General features: G+C 70.5%; 14 protein-coding genes and 3 rRNA genes. 1 reads left to right on the top strand and 16 read right to left on the bottom strand.

The window, feature by feature from the left end:
- Positions 1-3: 3 nt before the first annotated feature.
- The 16 genes from H2O74_RS06765 to argC all read right to left on the bottom strand — a co-directional run bounded on the left by H2O74_RS06765 (position 4) and on the right by argC (position 19,558).
- Positions 4-1,017 (bottom strand): HAD-IIA family hydrolase, encoded by a 1,014-nt coding sequence (locus tag H2O74_RS06765; protein ID WP_182113684.1) that lies wholly within the window; start codon positions 1,015-1,017, stop codon positions 4-6.
- Entirely contained in the window at positions 1,017-1,637 is a 621-nt protein-coding gene (locus H2O74_RS06760) for a hypothetical protein (protein ID WP_255491835.1), read from the bottom strand. The genes H2O74_RS06765 and H2O74_RS06760 overlap by 1 nt, the downstream gene beginning before the upstream one ends.
- A 786-nt stretch (positions 1,638-2,423) precedes the next feature.
- Positions 2,424-2,540 (bottom strand): 5S ribosomal RNA (gene rrf, locus H2O74_RS06755).
- Positions 2,541-2,615: 75 nt separating this feature from the next.
- Positions 2,616-5,723: ribosomal RNA gene (locus H2O74_RS06750) — 23S ribosomal RNA — on the bottom strand.
- Positions 5,724-6,091: 368 nt separating this feature from the next.
- Positions 6,092-7,614, bottom strand: a 16S ribosomal RNA gene (locus H2O74_RS06745).
- The 16S, 23S and 5S rRNA genes sit together here, the layout of an rRNA operon.
- A 516-nt stretch (positions 7,615-8,130) precedes the next feature.
- On the bottom strand, positions 8,131-9,408 hold the full coding sequence (tyrS, locus tag H2O74_RS06740) for a tyrosine--tRNA ligase (protein WP_304518624.1): 1,278 nt from the start codon (positions 9,406-9,408) through the stop codon (positions 8,131-8,133).
- A gap of 83 nt (positions 9,409-9,491) precedes the next feature.
- Positions 9,492-10,136: a DNA-3-methyladenine glycosylase gene (locus H2O74_RS06735; protein ID WP_182113682.1), complete on the bottom strand. Its 645-nt coding sequence runs from the start codon at positions 10,134-10,136 to the stop codon at positions 9,492-9,494.
- Positions 10,137-10,147: 11 nt separating this feature from the next.
- The gene (locus H2O74_RS06730) at positions 10,148-10,696 is read right to left on the bottom strand and encodes a uridine kinase (protein WP_182113681.1); all 549 of its coding nucleotides are present in this window, start codon (positions 10,694-10,696) and stop codon (positions 10,148-10,150) included.
- Positions 10,697-10,752: 56 nt separating this feature from the next.
- Positions 10,753-12,168, bottom strand: coding sequence for an argininosuccinate lyase (gene argH, locus H2O74_RS06725; RefSeq protein ID WP_182113680.1), 1,416 nt, complete (start codon positions 12,166-12,168; stop codon positions 10,753-10,755).
- Between the two features lies 1 nt (position 12,169).
- Complete coding sequence (gene argG / locus H2O74_RS06720) at positions 12,170-13,600, bottom strand: argininosuccinate synthase (protein ID WP_182113679.1); 1,431 nt, start codon at positions 13,598-13,600, stop codon at positions 12,170-12,172.
- Entirely contained in the window at positions 13,597-14,160 is a 564-nt protein-coding gene (locus H2O74_RS06715) for an arginine repressor (RefSeq protein ID WP_182113678.1), read from the bottom strand. The genes argG and H2O74_RS06715 overlap by 4 nt, the downstream gene beginning before the upstream one ends.
- Positions 14,157-15,089 carry an ornithine carbamoyltransferase gene (gene argF, locus H2O74_RS06710; RefSeq protein ID WP_182113677.1) on the bottom strand — a complete coding sequence of 311 codons (933 nt, stop codon included), beginning with the start codon at positions 15,087-15,089 and terminating at the stop codon, positions 14,157-14,159. Before argF ends, H2O74_RS06715 begins: the two co-directional genes overlap by 4 nt.
- A complete protein-coding gene (locus tag H2O74_RS06705) occupies positions 15,086-16,342 on the bottom strand; it encodes an acetylornithine transaminase (protein ID WP_255491834.1) in 1,257 nt (418 codons plus the stop codon). Before H2O74_RS06705 ends, argF begins: the two co-directional genes overlap by 4 nt.
- On the bottom strand, positions 16,339-17,349 hold the full coding sequence (argB, locus tag H2O74_RS06700; RefSeq protein ID WP_182113676.1) for an acetylglutamate kinase: 1,011 nt from the start codon (positions 17,347-17,349) through the stop codon (positions 16,339-16,341). Before argB ends, H2O74_RS06705 begins: the two co-directional genes overlap by 4 nt.
- Entirely contained in the window at positions 17,346-18,509 is a 1,164-nt protein-coding gene (gene argJ, locus H2O74_RS06695) for a bifunctional glutamate N-acetyltransferase/amino-acid acetyltransferase ArgJ (RefSeq protein ID WP_182113675.1), read from the bottom strand. Before argJ ends, argB begins: the two co-directional genes overlap by 4 nt.
- Positions 18,506-19,558, bottom strand: a complete 1,053-nt coding sequence (gene argC, locus H2O74_RS06690) for an N-acetyl-gamma-glutamyl-phosphate reductase (RefSeq protein WP_182113674.1) — start codon at positions 19,556-19,558, stop codon at positions 18,506-18,508. The genes argJ and argC overlap by 4 nt, the downstream gene beginning before the upstream one ends.
- Before the next feature lie 73 nt (positions 19,559-19,631).
- Between argC and H2O74_RS06685 the strand changes: the two genes are divergently transcribed.
- Positions 19,632-20,612, top strand: a complete 981-nt coding sequence (locus H2O74_RS06685) for a quinone oxidoreductase (RefSeq protein ID WP_182113673.1) — start codon at positions 19,632-19,634, stop codon at positions 20,610-20,612.
- Positions 20,613-20,628: the final 16 nt, after the last annotated feature.

The raw sequence follows: 20,628 nt of genomic DNA, 5'->3' as shown, positions 1-20,628 counted from the left end.
AGCTCAGCGCGGTGCGGGAACCAGCTCCGGCACCGTGCCCGCGTCCACGGACCCGCCAGCGTCGACAGCCGTCCAGACGGCGCCGCAGGCGGCCCGCACCACGTCCATCGGGTCGCCGCCCGCGCCGGACCGCACCTCGAGCGCACGGTCGCGCACCGTCGCCGACGCGTCGCCGCAGACCCACCAGCCCTCGCGGAGAGCGGGGGCGCGGTGCGGCTGGTGCAGCGCCCGCAGGTCCTCCCCGAGGAAGCTCGGCCGGTCGTGGGCCGGAGCCAGCACGACGTCGCGCGCCGAGCTCACGCCCGTGAGCACGTGCAGGCCGGGGAACCCGGCCGCGCGGGCGCCGCCCAGGTCGGTGTCCAGCCGGTCGCCGATCACCAGAGGTCGCTGCGCCGATCGGCGCTCGGCCGCCAGCCGGAACATCGTCGGCTCGGGCTTGCCGGCGCTCACGGGCTCGACGCCGGTCGCCGCGCGTACGACGCCGACGAGGGAGCCGTTCCCCGGTGCGATGCCCCGCTCGTTGGGGAGCGTGAGGTCCAGGTTGCTCACCACGTACCAGGCGCCCCGCTGCACGGCGTACGCCGCCTCCGCGAGGTGCTTCCACCCGAGGTCGGGCGCGAAGCCCTGGACCACGGCGGCCGGCTCGTCATCGGCCGAGGTCACGACCTCCATGCCCACCGCACGCACCGCCGTCACCAGCCCGGCGCCGCCGACAACGAGCACGCGGGAGCCGGCCTCGAGCCGCTCGGCGAGCACCGCGGCGGCGGCCTGGGCAGCCGTCATGACCTCACCCGGCTCGGCGGGGATGCCGAGACCGCTGAGCTGCCCGGCGACCGCCTCCGGCTCGCGGGAGGCGTTGTTCGTCACGAAGACCAGCGACATGCCGGCCTCACGTGCAGCGGCCAGGCTCTCCGCCGCGTGCGTGATCGGCTCCGGACCGCGATACGCGACCCCGTCGAGGTCGACCAGAGCGAGGTCGTAGGCCTGGGCCAGGGTGCTCGTGCACTCGATGAGCATCAGCTCTCCCGCCCGCCGTCGACCCCGCCCGAGGCCGACGCCTCAGGCGCACGGTCCGGCGCGACCTCGTCAGGCGCCGCGTCGGCGCCGCCGTCCTCCTCGAGGTCGTACACGACCACCTCGTCATCGGTGCCGCCGAGCTGGGCGTCGATCGCCGCGGCCTCGGCAAGCCTTCCCGCGGCCCGTAGTGCCTCGGCCCGCGCCTCCAGGACCCGCTCCGCCTGCTCGCCCGACGCCGCCCGCACGGCCGGCGCCGACAGCGCGGCGAGCGCGGCGTCCGGGTCGCCGAGATCCAGGCGTGCGCCGGCGACGACGATCGCGAGCTCCACCAGTCCCTCCGGCTCGAGCGTCCGCGCGGCCTCCTCCTGGGAGATCGCGATCGCCCGCTCGGGCCTGCCGAGCCCACGCTCGCAGTCGGCCAGCAGCGGCAGGTGCTCGTCCGAGCCGTTGAGACGACGGACCGTCCGCAGCTCACGGAGCGCCTCGGCGTACCGGCCCGTGCGGTAGGCGGTGAGCCCGGCCGCCTCCCGGACGACGTCGACCCGGCCGGCACGGCGAACGGCCGCCTGGGCGTGCTCGTAGGCCAGCTCCGGGTCGTCGTCGAGCAGGCGGCCCGCCATCACGAGGTGCCGTGCGACACCGTCGGCGTTGTCCTTGCTGAGCGTCCGCAGTCGGCTCCGCGCCGCCCGGTCCAGATCCGACGCCTGGACGTCGTCCGGCAGCTCGGGGGCGACGGGTCCGCGCGGCTTCTCGCGCTCACGAGCATCCGCCGGGCGCTCGACGCCGCCGCGCGCGGGTCGAGGCGTCGTCGGACGCCCTCCACGGTCCGCAGCACCGCGACTGTCGGGACGACCACGACCCGGTCCGCCCGACCCAGCCGGAGCCGACGTCCGTTCGGGACGAGGACGCGCGGACGCCCCGGATCCGCCCGCCGCCCCGGCGCGCGTGCGGGGCTTGCGCGGGTCGTACCGCTCACCGGCGCCGCGCCCGGCGTCGCGCCGATCCCCGCCTCCCGCGGATCCACGACCTGAGCCGCCGAACGAGTCCCGTCGAGGCTCAGCACGGCGATCCGCACCTGGGGCGCGGCCCGTGCCGCCCGCGGGACCCGCGCCACGATCCGTGGCGCCGTTCACACGCTTCTCCGCGCGCCCCGACGATGCTCCATCGACAGGCTTGCGCGCACCAGTGCTGTCGTCAGACACGCCGGCACGTCCTCTCTTCTTGACTCGACCCATCGTCTCACGCGGGGCGCGGACGGTTCTCACGGGGCCCCTTCCGGGACCGGCGCTACGCCATCAGCGCCGCCCGAAGCGCGCACGCCGAACAACGACGGCGCGACGGGGACAACTTTCGGGCAACGCAACGAGGCCGTCCCCGAAAAGGGGACGGCCTCGTTGTGAAGTGATGTTCGGCGGCGACCTACTCTCCCACACAGTCTCCCGTGCAGTACCATCGGCGCAGAAGGGCTTAGCTTCCGGGTTCGGAATGGAGCCGGGCGTTTCCCCTTCGCTATGACCGCCGAAACTCTATGGAGATGTCAATCGGGTTCCCGACCGTATCTCGGGAACCGCACAGTGGACGCGTAGCACAAGTAAGAGTGTGTCAAGTTATCGGCTTATTAGTACCGGTCAGCTGCGGCAGTCGTTAGTCCTGCCTTCCACATCCGGCCTATTCACCCAGTGGTCTAGCTGGGAGCCTCTCGGGATCAAGTCCCATGGAAACCTCATCTTGAAGCAGGCTTCCCGCTTAGATGCTTTCAGCGGTTATCCCTTCCGAACGTAGCCAACCAGCCGTGCTCCTGGCGGAACAACTGGCACACCAGAGGTTCGTCCGTCCCGGTCCTCTCGTACTAGGGACAGCCCTTCTCAAGTTTCCTGCGCGCGCAGCGGATAGGGACCGAACTGTCTCACGACGTTCTAAACCCAGCTCGCGTACCGCTTTAATGGGCGAACAGCCCAACCCTTGGGACCTACTCCAGCCCCAGGATGCGACGAGCCGACATCGAGGTGCCAAACCATGCCGTCGATATGGACTCTTGGGCAAGATCAGCCTGTTATCCCCGGGGTACCTTTTATCCGTTGAGCGACGGCGCTTCCACAAGCCACCGCCGGATCACTAGTTCCGACTTTCGTCCCTGCTCGACCTGTCAGTCTCACAGTCAAGCTCCCTTGTGCACTTGCACTCGCCACCTGATTGCCAACCAGGCTGAGGGAACCTTTGAGCGCCTCCGTTACATTTTAGGAGGCAACCGCCCCAGTTAAACTACCCACCAGGCACTGTCCCTGATCCGGATTACGGACCGAGGTTAGATATCCAGAACGACCAGAGTGGTATTTCAACGTTGACTCCACCGACACTGGCGTGCCGGCTTCACAGTCTCCCACCTATCCTACACAAGCCGTACCGAACACCAATACCAAGCTATAGTAAAGGTCCCGGGGTCTTTCCGTCCTGCTGCGCGTAACGAGCATCTTTACTCGTAGTGCAATTTCGCCGAGTTCGCGGTTGAGACAGCGGAGAAGTCGTTACGCCATTCGTGCAGGTCGGAACTTACCCGACAAGGAATTTCGCTACCTTAGGATGGTTATAGTTACCACCGCCGTTTACTGGGGCTTAAATTCTGAGCTTCGCTCCGAAGAGCTGACCCGTCCTCTTAACCTTCCAGCACCGGGCAGGCGTCAGTCCGTATACATCGTCTTGCGACTTCGCACGGACCTGTGTTTTTAGTAAACAGTCGCTTCTCCCTGGTCTCTGCGGCCTTCGAACGCTTCGGCAGCAAGTGCCTACACGCCTCAGGCCCCCCTTCTCCCGAAGTTACGGGGGCATTTTGCCGAGTTCCTTAACCACGATTCTCTCGATCGCCTTGGTATTCTCTACCTGACCACCTGAGTCGGTTTAGGGTACGGGCGGCTAGAACCTCGCGTCGAGGCTTTTCTAGGCAGCATAGGATCACCCAATCATCCCGCATAAGCGGTCACCATCAGTTCTCAGGCTATGTGAGCTGCGGATTTGCCTACAGCTCGCCCTACAACCTTGGACGTGGTCTACCATCGCCACGCTGGGCTACCTTCCTGCGTCACCCCTGTTAATACGCTTACCTACTACCGGTTCGGGTCGTGCGCTCCCCCGTCACGTCCCCGAAGGGATCTAGACGGCTTCGGGCACTTAGCATCACCGGGCTCGGTATGGGCGGTTCTTCGCCGGTACGGGAATATCAACCCGTTGTCCATCGACTACGCCTGTCGGCCTCGCCTTAGGTCCCGACTTACCCAGGGCGGATTAGCCTGGCCCTGGAACCCTTGGTCATTCGGCGGACGGGTTTCTCACCCGTCTTTCGCTACTCATGCCTGCATTCTCACTCGTGTGGCGTCCACCGCTGGGTCACCCCGCGACTTCACTCGCCACACGACGCTCCCCTACCCATCCACACGCCTGGATCCGAAGACCTAGCTATTGTGTGAATGCCACAGCTTCGGCGGTATACTTGAGCCCCGCTACATTGTCGGCGCGGAATCACTTGACCAGTGAGCTATTACGCACTCTTTCAAGGGTGGCTGCTTCTAAGCCAACCTCCTGGTTGTCTGTGCAACTCCACATCCTTTCCCACTTAGCATACGCTTAGGGGCCTTAGCTGGTGGTCTGGGCTGTTTCCCTCTCGACTACGGAGCTTATCCCCCGCAGTCTCACTGCCACGCTCTCACTTACCGGCATTCGGAGTTTGGCTGACGTCAGTAACCTTGTAGGGCCCATCGGCCATCCAGTAGCTCTACCTCCGGCAAGAAACACGTGACGCTGCACCTAAATGCATTTCGGGGAGAACCAGCTATCACGAAGTTTGATTGGCCTTTCACCCCTAACCACAGGTCATCCCCCCGGTTTTCAACCCAGGTGGGTTCGGTCCTCCACGCGGTCTTACCCGCGCTTCAACCTGCCCATGGCTAGATCACTTCGCTTCGGGTCTAGAGCACGCGACTGTATCGCCCTATTCGGACTCGCTTTCGCTACGGCTTCCCCACACGGGTTAACCTCGCCACGTACCACTAACTCGCAGGCTCATTCTTCAAAAGGCACGCCGTCACCCCTGCTAGGGAGGCTCCGACGGATTGTAGGCAAACGGTTTCAGGTACTATTTCACTCCCCTCCCGGGGTACTTTTCACCTTTCCCTCACGGTACTTGTCCGCTATCGGTCACTAGGGAGTATTTAGGCTTAGCAAGTGGTCTTGCCGGATTCACACGGGATTTCTCGGGCCCCGTGCTACTTGGGATCCCCTTCGGGAGGCCACGCCATTTCGTCTACGGGGGTCGCACCCTCTGTGCCGGGCCTTTCAATGCCCTTCGACTATGACGCGACTTTCTGACTCCCTGCCAGCTCGGCAGAACTGACTGAAAGGTCCCACAACCCCGACCGTGCAACACCTGCCGGCTATCACACACGATCGGTTTGGCCTTCTCCGCTTTCGCTCGCCACTACTCACGGAATATCTCTTCCTGTGGGTACTGAGATGTTTCACTTCCCCACGTTCCCTCCACACGCCCTATATATTCAGGCGCGGGTAACTGGACATGACTCCAGCTGGGTTTCCCCATTCGGAGATCCTCGGATCACGGTTCGTTTGCCAACTCCCCGAGGCTTATCGCAGGCTACTACGTCCTTCTTCGGCTCCTAGTGCCAAGGCATCCACCGTTTGCCCTTAAAAACTTGCCACAAAGACTTACTTAAAGATGCTCGCGTCCACTGTGCAGTTCTCAAGCTACGGGCGGCCCCACCAGGATCCCGGCGCCTACCCCACCCGAAGGCGAAGCGGTTCATCCGGTCCCGAAGGTCCGATCGCAACCAACCCCCCACTGGGGGCCGGCCCGAGGTCCAGGTGCAAACACCTGTTCCCTCAGGACCCAACAGCGTGCCGAAACAACCACCCGGAGGTCTTCAGGTTCCTCCCGCGCCGAAGCACGAGGTACTGAGAAGCCACCAACGCGGCTGCCACTGGTCGATGTTCCACCCGTGAGCTACCCACCTCGAGACGAACGCTCGAGTAGTAGGCCCTGGACGCTCTCGCGCCAGATGCTCCTTAGAAAGGAGGTGATCCAGCCGCACCTTCCGGTACGGCTACCTTGTTACGACTTAGTCCCAATCGCTGGTCCCACCTTCGACAGCTCCCCCTCTTACGAGTTGGGCCACTGGCTTCGGGTGTTACCGACTTTCGTGACTTGACGGGCGGTGTGTACAAGGCCCGGGAACGTATTCACCGCAGCGTTGCTGATCTGCGATTACTAGCGACTCCGACTTCATGGGGTCGAGTTGCAGACCCCAATCCGAACTGAGACCGGCTTTTTGGGATTCGCTCCACCTCGCGGTATCGCAGCCCTTTGTACCGGCCATTGTAGCATGCGTGAAGCCCAAGACATAAGGGGCATGATGATTTGACGTCATCCCCACCTTCCTCCGAGTTGACCCCGGCAGTCTCCTATGAGTCCCCACCATGACGTGCTGGCAACATAGGACGAGGGTTGCGCTCGTTGCGGGACTTAACCCAACATCTCACGACACGAGCTGACGACAACCATGCACCACCTGTATACCGCCCTTGCGGACCCCATGTCTCCATGAGTTTTCGGTATATGTCAAGCCTTGGTAAGGTTCTTCGCGTTGCATCGAATTAATCCGCATGCTCCGCCGCTTGTGCGGGCCCCCGTCAATTCCTTTGAGTTTTAGCCTTGCGGCCGTACTCCCCAGGCGGGGCACTTAATGCGTTTGCTGCGGCACGGAACTCGTGGAATGAGCCCCACACCTAGTGCCCAACGTTTACGGCATGGACTACCAGGGTATCTAATCCTGTTCGCTCCCCATGCTTTCGCTCCTCAGCGTCAGTTGCGGCCCAGAGACCTGCCTTCGCCATCGGTGTTCCTCCTGATATCTGCGCATTCCACCGCTACACCAGGAATTCCAGTCTCCCCTACCGCACTCTAGTCTGCCCGTACCCACTGCAGGCCCGAGGTTGAGCCTCGGGTTTTCACAGCAGACGCGACAAACCGCCTACGAGCTCTTTACGCCCAATAATTCCGGACAACGCTTGCGCCCTACGTATTACCGCGGCTGCTGGCACGTAGTTAGCCGGCGCTTCTTCTGCAGGTACCGTCACTTTCGCTTCTTCCCTGCTGAAAGGGGTTTACAACCCGAAGGCCTTCATCCCCCACGCGGCGTCGCTGCATCAGGCTTTCGCCCATTGTGCAATATTCCCCACTGCTGCCTCCCGTAGGAGTCTGGGCCGTGTCTCAGTCCCAGTGTGGCCGGTCGCCCTCTCAGGCCGGCTACCCGTCGTCGCCTTGGTGAGCCATTACCTCACCAACAAGCTGATAGGCCGCGAGTCCATCCCAGACCGAAATTCTTTCCAGACGCTACAGATGCCCGTGCGTCTCGTATCCGGTATTAGCTCCGATTTCCCGAAGTTATCCCAGAGTCTGGGGCAGGTTACTCACGTGTTACTCACCCGTTCGCCACTGATCACCCGGTGCAAGCACCGAGATCACCGTTCGACTTGCATGTGTTAAGCACGCCGCCAGCGTTCGTCCTGAGCCAGGATCAAACTCTCCGTAGATGTCTATAGTCACCCACCCCCGAAAGGGCAGAGAAACCAACACACGAAGCGACCCCCCGAAAGGGGCCAGTTGAATCTGGCATCGATCAAATGTCAACTGACGTTAAACATTCGTCTCAACCACGTCGTCCGCCCCCGACAAGCACCCCACCGAAAGCAGGACACCCACCAAGAACGCCGACAAATGGCATCGACTTTTGGCACGCTGTTGAGTTCTCAAGGAACAGACGCACATCCCTCAAGGCCGTTTCCGACCCATCCGGAGGCAACTTCTCAATCTTAGCGGGGCCGCTCCGCGCCGTCAACTCCCGTTGGCCAGCGCCTCGAACCCGCAGTCACCGCATGACCAGTGCCGGACGCTTGCGCGCCCGGGTCCTGTCCTGCCAGTGAGTGGCCGCCTCCGGTGGGACCGGCCGGAGGGCTCTGCCCGTCCGTCCGTTCCTCCCCTCTCGGGGCGACGTCCAGAACTCTACGTATCCCCGGGCGTCACTTCAAGTTGGTGCCGGGTGACGGCGGTCACGCGGTCCGTTCGGCCACTGCGAGGGTCTTCTTGCCCCGGCGGAGGACCGCCCAGCGACCGTGCAGCAGGTCCTCGGGCGCGAGCACGTGCGCCTCGTCCGTGACCCGCCGGTTGTTGACCGAGACGCCGCCCTCGCCGATCGCGCGTCGCGCCGCGGCCCGGCCGGCGACCAGGCCGCCGGCCACGAGGACGTCGACCACCGTCGGTCCGTCCTGCCACGCCTGCTCCCCGAGCTCGGCCCGGGGCAGCTCGGCGACCGCCGCGGCGAGGGTCGCCTCGTCGAGGTCCGCGAGCTCTCCGCGGCCGAAGAGCGCCTGGCTGGCGGCGACCACCTTGGCCGTCGCGTCGGCGCCGTGGACGAGGGTCGTGACGTCGTGCGCCAGGGTGCGCTGCGCCTCTCGGGCGGCCGGGCGCTCGGCGACCGCGCGCTCGAGCTCGGCGATCTCCTCGCGCGAGCGGAAGGTGAAGATCCGCAGGTACCGCTCGACGTCGGCGTCGTCGGTGTTGAGCCAGAACTGGTAGAAGGCGTACGGGCTCATCATGTCCGGCGCGAGCCAGATGGCACCGCCCTCGGACTTGCCGAACTTGGTGCCGTCCGCCTTGGTGATCAGCGGCGTCGTCAGCGCGTGCACGCTCGCGTGCTCCGCCTTGCGGATGAGCTCCACGCCCGAGAGCAGGTTGCCCCACTGGTCGTTGCCGCCGGTCTGCAGCGTGCAGCCGTGCCGGCGGTACAGCTCGAGGAAGTCCATGCCCTGGAGGATCTGGTAGCTGAACTCGGTGAAGCTGATGCCCTCGTCGCTCGCGAGCCGCCGCGCCACGGTGTCCTTGGCGAGCATCGTGCCGAGCCGGTAGTGCTTGCCGATCTCGCGCAGGAAGTCGATGGCGCCCAGGTCGCCGGTCCAGTCGAGGTTGTTCACCAGCTGCGCCGGGTTGTCGCCCTCGAAGTCGAGGAACCGCGAGACCTGGCCGCGCAGGCGCTCGACCCACTCGGCCACCGTGTCCTTGGTGTTGAGGACCCGCTCGCCCGACATCCGGGGGTCGCCGATGAGCCCGGTCGCGCCGCCGACCAGGGCCAGCACCCGGTGACCCGCGAGCTGGAGGTGGCGCAGGAGCACGAGCTGCACGAGGTGACCGTGGTGCAGGCTCGGGGCCGTCGGGTCGAAGCCGCAGTAGAGCGTCACGGGGCCGCCCGTGAGCGCCTCGCGCAGCGCCTGCTCGTCCGTCGTCTGCGCCAGCAGGCCGCGCCAGCGCAGCTCGTCCAGGATGTCCACCACAGTGCCTCTCGATCGTCCGTCGGCCACAGTCTGCCCTGCGTCCACCGGTGGGCGCGGCGCGTCTCGGCATGCGCCGCCCGGCGTCAGGGCCGTCGCCTCGGCGGGGCGGCCCGGTACGCGGAGACGGTCGGCTCGTCCGGGAGCCAGAACCGCCACGGGAACGCCGTCGCGTCGCCGCCCTGACCGCCCACACCCACCCGCGGACCGCTCGACCACACGGTGACCGGCGCCGCCAGGGCCAGGCGCACCGGGCCGGCTCCGTCGACGACGTCGGCGCCGTCGTGCGTGAGGTCCAGGCCGAGCGCGACGGCGAGCCGCGCCGGGCCCCGGGCCAGGTCGACCGCGCGGTGCACGACGCCGCGCCGCGTGCGCCGGGCGAACGCGACCTCGCTCCCCTCGACCACCTCCCCCGCGCGCAGCAGGACCGCCGACGCCGTGCCGTCCCGACCGGTGACGACGTTCGCGCAGTGGTGCAGGCCCATGTGTCGGTAGACGTACAGGTGCCCGGCGGGGCCGAACATCACCGCGTTGCGGGCCGAGCGGCCGCGATACGCGTGGGACCCAGGGTCGTGCTCGCCCTCGTAGGCCTCCACCTCCGTGAGACGGACGCTCACCACGCCGTCGGGCAGGGCGGTGGTCACGATCGCGCCCAGGAGGCGCGGGGCGACGTCGACGGCGGCCGCCGCCAGGAGCTCGCGCGTCGGGCCGTCGGGGGCGGTCGCCTGCATGCCCGCCATCCTCACGCGTCGAGCGGCCGCGTGCCGTCCACGACGACGTCGGCGCGCTCCCGGGTGCCCTCGCGGGCGAAGTGGACCGCCTCCCTGCCCATCCAGCGCAGCCACTCGTCGCGCATCGCCTCGCCGTCGCGCGCCAGCCCGCGCGCGAGACGGACGTCGGCGGGTGCCTCGACCCAGATCACGAGCGAGGCCCGCGCTCCGACCGCTGCCGGTGCGGCGCCGCAGCCCTCCAGGACCAGGGCGCGCGCGACGGGCACGTCACGCCACTCGGCGAAGCGGCCCGCCTCCCAGTCGTACCGCTGGTAGCGGGCGGGGCGGCCGGCCGCGAGGGGCGCCAGGAGCTGGGCCTCGACGCGGTCCCAGACCCGGTCCAGGCCGGACCAGCCCTCGTACAGGTCGTCCAGGTGCACGACGGGCGCGCCGAGCGCCTCGGCGAGGTCCCCGGCGAGCGTGGTCTTGCCGGAGCCGGCGGGTCCGTCGACGCACACGAGACGCACCGGACCCAGCCCGGGCGCCGCCGCCAGCACGCGGGCGGCGAGGTCGTCGACCACGCCGCCCCGCGCGCCTCGGTGACCGAGGTCGCGCGAGCCGTCACCCAGCGGCACCGTCAGGCCCGGGCCCAGTCCCGCAGCTGCGCCGCGCGTGCCTTCGCCGCCGCGAGCTGCTCCGCGACGCGCACCGGGGCGGTGCCGCCCACCGCCGACCGCGACGCGAGCGAGCCCTCCACGGTGAGCACCTCCCGCACGGCGGGCGTCAGGTGCTCGGAGATGGCCGCGAGGTCGTCGTCGGACAGGTCCCACAGCTCGATCCCGCGCTCCTCGCACGTGCGGACGCAGGCTCCCGCGACCTCGTGCGCGACGCGGAAGGGCACGCCCTGGCGGACGAGCCACTCGGCGATGTCCGTCGCCAGCGAGAAGCCCTGCGGCGCGAGCGACGCCATGCGCTCGGTGTCGAAGGTCAGCGTCGCGACCATGCCCGCGAACGCCGGCAGGAGCACGGCGAGCGTCTCCACCTGGTCGAACACCGGCTCCTTGTCCTCCTGCAGGTCGCGGTTGTACGCGAGCGGCAGCCCCTTGAGGGTGGCCAGGAGCCCGGTGAGGTCACCGATCAGCCGCCCGGCCTTGCCACGCGCCAGCTCGGCGACGTCGGGGTTCTTCTTCTGCGGCATGATGCTCGACCCCGTCGAGTACGCGTCGTGCAGGCGCACGAAGCCGAACTCCTTGGTGGCCCAGAGCACCACGTCCTCCGCGAGCCGGGACAGGTCGACGCCGACCATCGCGGCGACCCAGGCGAACTCGGCGACGACGTCGCGCGAGGCCGTCCCGTCGATGGAGTTCTCCACCGGCCCGTCGAAGCCGAGGTCCGCCGCGACGGCGGCGGGGTCCAGCCCGAGCGAGGACCCGGCGAGGGCGCCCGAGCCGTAGGGCGAGCGGGCCGCGCGGCGGTCCCAGTCGACCCAGCGCTCGACGTCGCGCAGGAGCGGCCAGGCGTGCGCCAGGAGGTGGTGCGCGAGCAGGACCGGCTGCGCGTGCTGCAGGTGCGTCCGCCCGGGCATGGGTGCGGTACCGGCGGCCTCCGCCTGCTCGACGAGCGCCTGGACGACGTCGAGGACCAGGCCCGCGAGCGTCCGCGTCTCCTCGCGCAGGTACATGCGCACCAGGGTCGCGATCTGGTCGTTGCGCGAGCGGCCCGCCCGCAGCCGGCCGCCGAGGTCGGCACCCGCCCGCTCGATCAGCCCGCGCTCGAGCGCGCTGTGGACGTCCTCGTCGTCGGGCACCGGTGCGAAGGCCCCGGAGGCGACGTCGGCACGCAGCGCCTCGAGCGCCGCGACCATGCCGGCGAACGCCTCGTCGTCCAGCAGGCCGGCGCCGTGCAGGACGCGGGCGTGGGCGATCGACCCACGCAGGTCCACGTCCGCCAGCCGCCAGTCGAACTGGGTGCTGCGCGAGAGCTCGACGAGCGCGTCGGCCGGTCCGCCGCTGAACCGGCCGCCCCAGAGCGCGCCGGACGGTGTGGTGGCCATGTCAGTCCGTCCCGACTTCCATCGCGGCGCTCTCGAGCGCCAGCTCCTCGCCACCGACGACCGACGGGTTGTCGGTGATGACGTCCGCGCCACCGGCGGGCAGGGCGCCGAACAGCGTCCCGTTCTCGACGAGCACCTGCCCCTGGTCGACCGGCTGCTGCGCGTACAGCTCGAGCTTCGCCCGCGAGTCCGCGATGTCGAGGTTGCGCATGGTCAGCTGGCCGATCCGGTCGGTCGGGCCGAAGGCCGCCGACTCCGTGCGCTCCATCGAGAGCTTGTCCGGGTGGTACGACAGGGCGGGCCCGTCGGTGCGCAGGATCGTGTAGTCCTCGCCGCGCCGCAGCCGCAGGGTCACCTCGCCGGTGACCACGGACGCGATCCACCGCTGGATCGACTCGCGCAGCATGAGCGCCTGCGGGTCGAGCCACCGGCCCTCGTAGAGCAGCCGGCCCAGGCGACGGCCCTCGCTGTGGTAGCTCGCGATGGTGTCCTCGTTGTGGATGGCGTTGACGAGCCGCTCGTACGCGACGAAGAGCAGCGCCATGGCGGGCGCCTCGTAGATGCCGCGCGACTTGGCCTCGATGATCCGGTTCTCGATCTGGTCGGACATGCCGAGCCCGTGCCGCCCGCCGATCGCGTTCGCCTCGCGGACGAGGGCCACCGGGTCGTCGTACCGCCGGCCGTTGATCGTCACCGGACGGCCGCGCTCGAAGCCGATCGTGACGTCCTCGGTCTCGATCGCGACCGCGGGGTCCCAGAACCGCACGCCCATGATCGGCTCGACGAGCTCGAGCGAGACGTCGAGGTGCTCGAGCGTCTTGGCCTCGTGGGTCGCGCCCCAGATGTTGGCGTCGGTCGAGTAGGCCTTCTCGGCGCTGTCGCGGTAGGGCAGGCCGTGCTCGACGAGGAACTGGCTCATCTCCGAGCGCCCGCCGAGCTCGCTGACGAAGTCCTTGTCGAGCCACGGCTTGTAGATCCGCAGCGAGGGGTTCGCCAGGAGCCCGTACCGGTAGAAGCGCTCGATGTCGTTGCCCTTGAACGTCGAGCCGTCGCCCCAGATCTCGACGCCGTCGGACTGCATCGCGCGCACGAGGAGCGTGCCGGTCACGGCCCGACCCAGCGGCGTGGTGTTGAAGTAGGACCGGCCCCCGCTGCGGATGTGGAACGCGCCGCACGCCAGGGCGGCGAGCCCTTCCTCGACCAGCGCCGCCTTGCAGTCCACGGCGCGCGAGAGCTCCGCGCCGTACACGAGCGCGCGGCCCGGCACCTGGTCGATCTCGGGCTCGTCGTACTGGCCCAGGTCCGCGGTGTAGGTGCACGGGATCGCCCCGCGGTGCCGCATCCAGGCGACCGCCACGGACGTGTCGAGCCCGCCCGAGAAGGCGATGCCCACGCGCTCCCCGACCGGCAGCTCCGTCAGAACTTTGCTCACGTGTCTTCCTTCGTCTCTCGTGCGTCGTCGCGACCCCCGGCGAGGTCGAGGAACCGCTGCGCGACGGCGTGACCGCCGTCGGGCTCGTTGCTGATGACCAGGACGGTGTCGTCCCCGGCGATGGTGCCCATGACCCCCGGCAGGACCGAGTGGTCGACGGCCGAGGCGAGGAACTGCGCGGCGCCCGGCGGCGTGCGCAGCACGACCAGGTTCCCCGACGCCTCGGCCGTGACGAGCAGCTCGGCGCACAGCCGCGCGAGGCGTGCCGCCAGGCGCTCCCGGGCCTCCGCCAGGTGCGGCGTGCGGTCCCCGCCCTCGCCCGGCACGGCGTAGGTCAGGTTCCCGTCCTGGGCCCGGATCCGCACGGCGCCGAGCTCGACGAGGTCGCGGGACAGCGTCGCCTGGGTCACCGAGACGCCCTCGTTCGCGAGGGCGGCCGCGAGCTCCCCCTGCGAGCGCATCGGCGCCCGCGCGAGCAGGCGCGCGATGAGCGCGTGCCGGGCAGCCTTCGTCTGGGGCACGCCGGCGGCGGCCGTGCCGGGGCCGGCGGTCGCGCTCATGCGCGTCCCAGGAGCCACGTCAGCACGGCCTTCTGCGCGTGCAGCCGGTTCTCCGCCTCGTCGAAGACCGCCGAGCGCGGGCCGTCGATGACGTCGGCGGAGATCTCCTTGCCGCGGTACGCGGGCAGGCAGTGGAGCACGACGACGTCGGGCGACGCGTGCGCGAGCAGCGCGTCGTCGACCTGGAAGGGCGAGAACAGGGCGACGGCGTCCGCGTCGTCCGTCTCGTCGCCCATGGACACCCAGGTGTCGGTCGCGACCGCGTCGGCGCCGGCGGCCGCCGCGACGACGTCGTCGGTGACCAGGACGGAGCCGCCCGTGGTGGCGGCGATCCGGGCCGCACGCTCGAGCACCGCCGGAGCCGGTGGGCGGCTCGCCGGCGTGCCGATCCGCACGTGCATCCCCGCGGTCGCGCCGCCCAGGAGGTAGGAGTGCGCCATGTTGTTGCTGCCGTCGCCGACGTAGGCGAGCGTCCGGCCCGCGAGCGACGGGACCCCGCCCCAGCGCTCGGCCAGCGTGAGCAGGTCGGCGAGCACCTGGCAGGGGTGGAAGTCGTCGGTGAGCGCGTTGACGACCGGGACGCCGGCGTGCGCGGCCATCTGCTCGAGCCGGTCCTGCCCGTAGGTGCGCCAGACGACCGCGGCCACCTGCGGTCCGATGACGCGGGCGGTGTCGGGGACCGACTCCCGCACCCCGACCTGGGCGAGCTTCCCGTCGATGACCATCGGGTGCCCGCCGAGCTCCACGACGCCCACGGTGAACGAGAGCTGCGTGCGCAGGGTGGGCTTGTCGAAGAGGATCGCGACGGTGCGCGGTCCCGCCAGGGGGCGGGCCGCGAACCGGTCCGCCTTGAGCCGCAGCGCGAGCTCGAGGACCTCCGCCTGCTCGGCCGGGGCCAGGTCGTCGTCGCGCAGGAGGTGGCGCGTCATGCGGCACCGCCCGGCGCGTCGGTGAGCGCGGGCGCGAGGGCCGCGAGAGCGTCGACGAAGCCGCTCACCTGCTCCCACGTGAGGATCAGGGGCGGGGCGATCCGCAGCGTCGTCGGCCGGACCGGGTTGACGATCCAGCCGGCGTCGAGCAGCAGGTCGGCGGCCGCCGGGGCGACCGGGGCCGTGAGCTCGATGCCGATGAGCAGGCCCTCGCCGCGGACCTCGACGACGAGCGGCGTGACGTCGCGCAGCGCGGCGCGCAGCCGCTCCCCCACCACGCGGGCCCGCTCGAGCAGACCGTCGCGCTCGATGACGCCGAGCGTGGTCAGCGCCGCGACCGCCGCGACCGGGTTGCCACCGAACGTCGTGCCGTGCTGGCCGGGCCCGAGCGCGGCCGCCGCACGGGCGCTGAGCGCCACGACGGCGCCGACCGGGATGCCCCCGCCGAGGCCCTTGGCGAGCGTGACGACGTCGGGCACCACGCCGCCGCCGACGTGCGGCAGCTGGTGCGCGAACCAGCTCCCCGTGCGGCCGACGCCGGTCTGGACCTCGTCGAGCACGAGCAGGGCGCCGTGCCGGTCGGCGAGCGCGCGGGCGTGGGCGAGGTAGCCCGGGGGCAGCGGCCGGACGCCGGCCTCGCCCTGGATCGGCTCCAGCACGATCGCCGCGACGTCGTCGCCCATCGCCGCCTCGAGCGCGTCGGCGTCCGCGAACGGCACGAACTCCACGCCGCCGGGCAGGGGCTCGAACGGCTCGCGGATCGCGGCCTTGTGCGTCATCGCGAGCGCGCCCATGGTCCGGCCGTGGAAGGCGCCCTCGAGCGCGAGGACGCGCGGCCGACCCGTCCGGCGGGCGATCTTGAACGCCGCCTCGTTGGCCTCCGTGCCCGAGTTGGTGAAGAAGACGCGCGCGTCGGGCCCTCCGCCGGCGAGCGCGACGAGGCGTTCGGCCAGCGCGACCTGCGGCGGGCTCGCGAAGAAGTTCGAGACGTGACCCAGCGTGCCGAGCTGCGCCGAGACGGCGGCCGTGAGGGTCGGGTGGGCGTGGCCGAGGACGTTGACGGCGATGCCGCCGAGGAGGTCGGTGTACCGGCGCCCGTCGGCGTCCCAGACGTGCACGCCCTCGCCACGGACGAGGACCCGTCGCGGCGCCCCGAAGGTGTTCATCACGGACCGGGCGTACCGGTCCGTCCACTCGGCGACGGAGCCGCCCAGGTCCTGGCTCGGGGCGGATGCGGCCAGCGCCTCGCTCACGGTGCACCTCCGGTGGTGACGACGGGGATCGAGCCGGTGCGCAGGTCGTCGGGCAGGACCATCGTGCCCACCCCCCGCTCGGTGAAGACCTCCATGAGGACCGAGTGCGCCTGGCGGCCGTCGACGACGTGGGCCTGCGGCACCCCGCCCCGCACGGCACGCAGGCACGCCTCCATCTTCGGGACCATGCCGGACTCCAGGCTCGGCAGGAGGGCCGCGAGCGCCGACACCCGGATCCGCCGCGCCAGGGACGTGCGGTCCGGCCAGCGCGTGTACAGGCCCTCGACGTCGGTGAGGATGATCAGCTTGGAGGCCCCCAGAGCGATCGCGAGCGCGGCGGCCGCCGTGTCGGCGTTCACGTTGAGCACCTGCGTCGGGTCCTCGATGTCCGGCGCGACCGTCGAGACGACCGGGATGCGCCCGGCGTCCAGCAGGTCCTGGACCGCCCGCGGGTCGACCTCGACGACGTCGCCCACCTGGCCGACGTCGACCTGCCGGCCGTCGACCGTCGCGGTGCGGCGCCGGGCGCGCAGCAGCCCGCCGTCCTCGCCCGACAGGCCCACGGCGTGCGGCCCGTGCGCGTTGAGCAGACCCACCAGCTCGCGCGAGACCTGCCCGGTCAGGACCATCCGGACGACGTCCATGCTCTCGGGGGTCGTCACGCGCAGGCCGCCCCGGAACTCGCTCTCGATGCCGAGCCGGTCGAGCATCGTGGAGATCTGCGGCCCGCCCCCGTGGACGACGACGGGCCGCAGCCCGACCTGGCGCAGGAACACCATGTCCTGCGCGAAGGCGCGCTTGAGCTCGTCGTCGACCATCGCGTTGCCGCCGTACTTGACGACGAACAGGGCGCCGTCGAAGCGCTGCAGCCACGGCAGCGCCTCGATGAGCACCTCCGCCTTGTGGTCGGGGCGCAGGTCGGTGCGCGTGTCGAAGGCGTCGTCGTCGGGGGACGGCAGGGCCGTCCAGGCGACGTCCGGGTGGTCGTGGTGCGTCAGGTCGCTCATGTGGAGTACGCGCTGTTCTCGTGGACGTAGGCGTGCGTGAGGTCGTTGCTCCAGACGGTGGCCGAGGCGTCCCCCGCGTGCAGGTCGACCTCGACGTGGATCTCCCGGTGCGACGCGAGGTCGACCGACTCGCGGGGCTCGCCCTCGCCGGCCGCCCGGCACACCTGCACCCCGTTGATCGTGACGTCGAGGAGCTCGGGGTCGAAGGCCGCGACGTCCTCCGGCACGGTGCCGACCTGGGCGATGATGCGGCCCCAGTTGGGGTCGTTGCCGAACATCGCGGCCTTGAAGAGGTTCGAGCGCGTCACGGCCCGCGCGACGGCGACCGCCGCGTCCTCGGTCTGCGCGCCCACGACGGTGACGGCGATGTCGTGCGTCGCGCCCTCCGCGTCGGCGATCAGCGCACGCGCCAGCACGGCGCACGCCTCGCGCACCGCCTCGGCGAGCTCCGCCGGGTCGGGCGTCACGCCGCTCGCACCGGACGCCAGCAGCGTCACGGTGTCCGACGTCGACATGCAGCCGTCCGAGTCGATCCGGTCGAACGTCGAGCGCGTCGCGGCGCGCAGGGCGGCGTCGGCCTCCGCCGGGGTGGTGCGGGCGTCGGTGGTCAGGACGCAGAGCATCGTCGCCAGGCCCGGCGCGAGCATGCCGGCGCCCTTGGCCATGCCGCCCACGGACCAGCCGTCACGCCGCACGTGCACCGTCTTGGGGACGGAGTCCGTGGTCATGATCGCGGCCGCCGCGTCGTCGCCGCCGTCACCGGACAGGGCGGCGGTCGCGGCGGTGAAGCCCTCGAGGAGCTTCTCGCGCGGGAGCCGCTCACCGATGAGGCCGGTCGAGCACACGACGACGTCGCCGGGCGAGACCCCGAGGGCCTGCGCGACGTGCTCGGCCGTCGCGTGGGTGTCCTGGAAGCCGGCGGGACCCGTGCCGACGTTCGCGCCGCCGCTGTTGAGGGCGACCGCCGCGACGACGCCGTCGGCCACGACCTGGCGCGACCACTGCACCGGGGCACCCACGACCCGGTTGGTCGTGAAGACGGCGGCACCGACGTGGTCGGGACCGTCGTTGACGACCAGCGCGACGTCGCGCGTGCCGGACGCCTTGAGCCCGGCGGTCACGCCGGCGGCGCGGAAGCCCCGGGGTGCTGTCACGGTCACGGTGCGACTCCTTCGGTCGGCAGGCCCAGCGTCTCCGGCAGGCCGAGCGCGAGGTTCATGGACTGCACCGCCGCCCCGGCGGTGCCCTTGACGAGGTTGTCCAGCGCGCACACGGCGACGACGCGCCCCGCCCGCTCGTCCACCGCCACCTGGACGAGTGCGGTGTTGGCTCCCACGGTCGACGCCGTCGAGGGCCACTGCCCCTCCGGCAGGACGTGGACGAACGGCTCGTCGGCGTACGCACCCACCCAGGCCTCGCGCACCGCGCCCGCGTCGACGCCCGGCGCGAGCCGTGCGGTCGTCGTCGCGAGGATGCCGCGCGAGAGCGGGACCAGGACGGGCGTCATCGAGACCGCGACGTCGTCGGCGCCGACGGCCCGCAGGTTCTGGATGATCTCCGGCACATGCCGGTGCGTGCCGCCGACCGCGTAGGGCACCGCAGCGCCGAGACCCTCGGAGGCCAGCAGGTGCGGCTTGGCGACGCGGCCCGCACCGGAGTAGCCGACGGCCAGGACGGTGACCAGGTCGTCCGCGGCGACCACGCCCGCGGCGACGCCGGGCTGGATGCCGAGCGTCACGGCCGTGACGTTGCAGCCCGGCACGGCCACCCGGCGCGCGCCGGCGAGGCGCTCACGCTGCCGGGAGCCGCCCGCGAGCATGAGCTCCGGCATCCCGTACGGCCACGTGCCGGCGTGCGTGCCGCCGTAGTACGCGGCCCACTCCGCGGCGTCGGTCAGCCGGTGGTCCGCGCCGCAGTCCAGGACGAGGGCCTCGTCGCCGAGCGCGGCGGCCACGGGGCCGGACGCGCCGTGCGGCAGGGCGAGCACGACGACGTCGTGCCCCGCGAGCGTGGCCGGTGACGTCTCGACGATGACGCGGTCGGCGAGGGAGCGCAGGTGCGGCTGGTGGGCCCCGAGGCGGTCGCCCGCCGACGAGTGCGCGGCGACGGCGCCGATCTCGACCTCCGGGTGACCCGCCAGGAGGCGCAGCACCTCGCCGCCGGCGTACCCGCTCGCGCCCGAGACGGCGACCCTCACTGTCATGTGCATGAATATACATGCCATTGCATGGATTCCGTGCGACCGGGCGGCGCGGCGCGCCCGACCGCCCTAGCGTACGACCATGCGCGCGATCCAGGTCTCCGCCCCGGGCGGGCCAGAAGCCCTCGTCCCCGCCGACCTGCCCGAGCCCGTCCCGGGACCCGGCGAGCTCGTGGTCCGGGTCACCGCCGCGGGCGTGAACTTCATCGACACGTACCGCCGCGCGGGGGTCTACCCGGCACCGATGCCCCACGTACCCGGCGACGAGGGCGCGGGTACCGTCGTGGCGCTGGGCGAGGGCGTCGCGGGCACCACGGTGGGCGACCACGTCGCCTGGGCGGACGGCTCCCACGGGTCGTACGCCGAGCTCGCGGTCGTGCGCGCCGACCGCGCGGTGCCGGTGCCCGACGGCGTGCCGGACGAGATCGCCGCGGCGGTGATGCTCCAGGGCATGACGGCGCACTACCTGGTGGAGTCGACGTTCCCGGTGCGCGAGGGCCAGACCGTCCTCGTGCACGCGGGCGCCGGCGGTGTCGGGCTCCTGCTCACCCAGCTCGCCCGGGCCCGTGGGGCGCGCGTGCTGTCGACGGTCTCGACGCCGGAGAAGGCGCGGCTCTCCGCCGCCGCCGGCGCGGAGCCGATCCGCTACGACCAGCTCGAGGACCTCACCGCGGAGCTCCCCCGCATCGTCCGCGACCTCGCGCCGGGCGGGGTCGACACGGTGTACGACGGCGTCGGGCGCGCCACGTTCGACGCGTCGCTCGCGTGCCTGCGCCCGCGCGGCGGCCTCGCCCTGTTCGGCGGCTCGTCCGGCCAGGTGCCCCCGTTCGACCCCCAGCGCCTCAACAGCGGCGGCTCGCTCTTCCTCACGCGGCCGACCCTGGGGCACCACGTCGCGACGCGCGCGGAGCTCGAGCAGCGCGCCGGTGCGGTGCTGGGCGCGGTCGCGGACGGCACTCTCGACGTCCGGATCGGTGCGCGCTTCGCACTGGCCGACGCCGCGGACGCGCACCGCGCCCTCGAGGGCCGGGCGACGACGGGGAAGGTCCTGCTCGTCCCCTGACGCCGCCCGGCACGCT

This window comes from Actinotalea sp. JY-7876 (assembly GCF_014042015.1).
GTDB lineage: Bacteria > Actinomycetota > Actinomycetes > Actinomycetales > Cellulomonadaceae > Actinotalea.
The sequence above is the reverse complement of the archived record's forward strand: the minus strand, read 5'-3'. Positions and strand labels throughout refer to the sequence as shown.

Excerpts from the sequence above, each read along its gene's own strand:
- H2O74_RS06760 (WP_255491835.1), bottom strand. The coding sequence starts at position 1,637 with ATGGCGGGCCGCCTGCTCGACGACGACCCGGAGCTGGCCTACGAGCAC.
- H2O74_RS06765 (WP_182113684.1), bottom strand. The coding sequence starts at position 1,017 with ATGCTCATCGAGTGCACGAGCACCCTGGCCCAGGCCTACGACCTCGCT.
- H2O74_RS06685 (WP_182113673.1), top strand. The coding sequence starts at position 19,632 with ATGCGCGCGATCCAGGTCTCCGCCCCGGGCGGGCCAGAAGCCCTCGTC.
- argB (WP_182113676.1), bottom strand. The coding sequence starts at position 17,349 with ATGAGCGACCTGACGCACCACGACCACCCGGACGTCGCCTGGACGGCC.
- H2O74_RS06715 (WP_182113678.1), bottom strand. The coding sequence starts at position 14,160 with ATGAGCGCGACCGCCGGCCCCGGCACGGCCGCCGCCGGCGTGCCCCAG.
- H2O74_RS06735 (WP_182113682.1), bottom strand. The coding sequence starts at position 10,136 with ATGCAGGCGACCGCCCCCGACGGCCCGACGCGCGAGCTCCTGGCGGCG.
- argH (WP_182113680.1), bottom strand. The coding sequence starts at position 12,168 with ATGGCCACCACACCGTCCGGCGCGCTCTGGGGCGGCCGGTTCAGCGGC.
- argF (WP_182113677.1), bottom strand. The coding sequence starts at position 15,089 with ATGACGCGCCACCTCCTGCGCGACGACGACCTGGCCCCGGCCGAGCAG.
- argC (WP_182113674.1), bottom strand. The coding sequence starts at position 19,558 with ATGCACATGACAGTGAGGGTCGCCGTCTCGGGCGCGAGCGGGTACGCC.